Source organism: Oceanobacillus halophilus, from assembly GCF_003628505.1.
GTDB classification, from domain to species: domain Bacteria; phylum Bacillota; class Bacilli; order Bacillales; family Amphibacillaceae; genus Oceanobacillus; species Oceanobacillus halophilus.
The window spans coordinates 1-1039 of the sequence record NZ_RBZP01000051.1 but is presented as its reverse complement, the minus strand read 5'-3'; the positions used below and the strand labels follow the sequence as shown (position 1 = coordinate 1039).

General features: G+C 35.0%; 1 protein-coding gene. It reads left to right on the top strand.

Annotation, left to right across the window (positions count from 1 at the left end):
• Positions 1 to 68: 68 nt before the first annotated feature.
• The coding region (locus D8M06_RS19655; RefSeq protein ID WP_241559011.1) for an IS4 family transposase at positions 69 to 1039 on the top strand (971 nt) is incomplete at its 3' end.

Below are 1039 nucleotides of genomic sequence, written 5' to 3'. Positions count from 1 at the left end.
TATTCAAGGAATTACAATCTAATTTTACGAGAAAACAAATAGAGGAGTGGGCCCAAGAAACAGGCTTTATGAAAAGGAAAACAAAACTCAAGCCGGAATATTTCTTTTTACTTTGTTCTTGCTTAGGGGAATCCTTTGGAGAGAAAAGTTTGGTTGAACTCTGCGCTCAACTTTGTTCAACCTTTGACGTAGAATTAACCTCAGAAGGCCTTAATCAACGCTTTAATTCTAAGGCAGTCGAATTCTTAAAGAAAATGTATCAATCTATTTTTTCTAATCAACTAGCTTATCCGATGGTTGAAAATCGTTTGTTTAATCGTCTTCGAATTCTCGATTCGTCTGGTTTTAACTTACCCGCAGATTACCTAGATTACAAAGGCGCTAGCGGATCTGGAGTAAAAGTACAGCTTGAATATGAGTTATATCAAGGGAGTTTTTTACACCTTCTCGTACAAGAAGGGAAAGAAAGTGACAGTAACTACCCAAAAGTTATTCGAGACACCATTCAACCTGGTGACTTGTGTTTACGTGATTTAGGATATTTTTCTCTGGAAAACCTTATTGATATTGAAAAAAGAGGTGGTTATTATCTCTCCAGATTAAAAAATAATATGAATCTATATCAACAAAATAAAGAGGGAAGATGGGAGAAGATGGATCTGGAAAAGATAACGAAAGACTTACAGCGAGGGGAAACCTTGGAACTACCAAACATTCGGATCGGTTATTGGGTCAAAGAACCCTTAATTACACGTGTTGTCCTCACCAAGCTAACAGAAGAACAGGAAGAAAAAAGGCAAGCTCATTTAAATAAAAAAAAGAAGAAAGGGAAAAAACCCCTTTCCGCACAGAAAAATATATCTGTTAACATCTACGTGACAAATATACCACAGAAAATGGTAAAAAAGGAAGAAATACATTCCTTATATTCTTTAAGGTGGCAAATTGAGATTTTATTTAAAACATGGAAATCATTATTTGAAATTCATCGGGTAAAGAAGATGAAAAAAGAGCGATTTGAGTGTCATTTATACGGTAC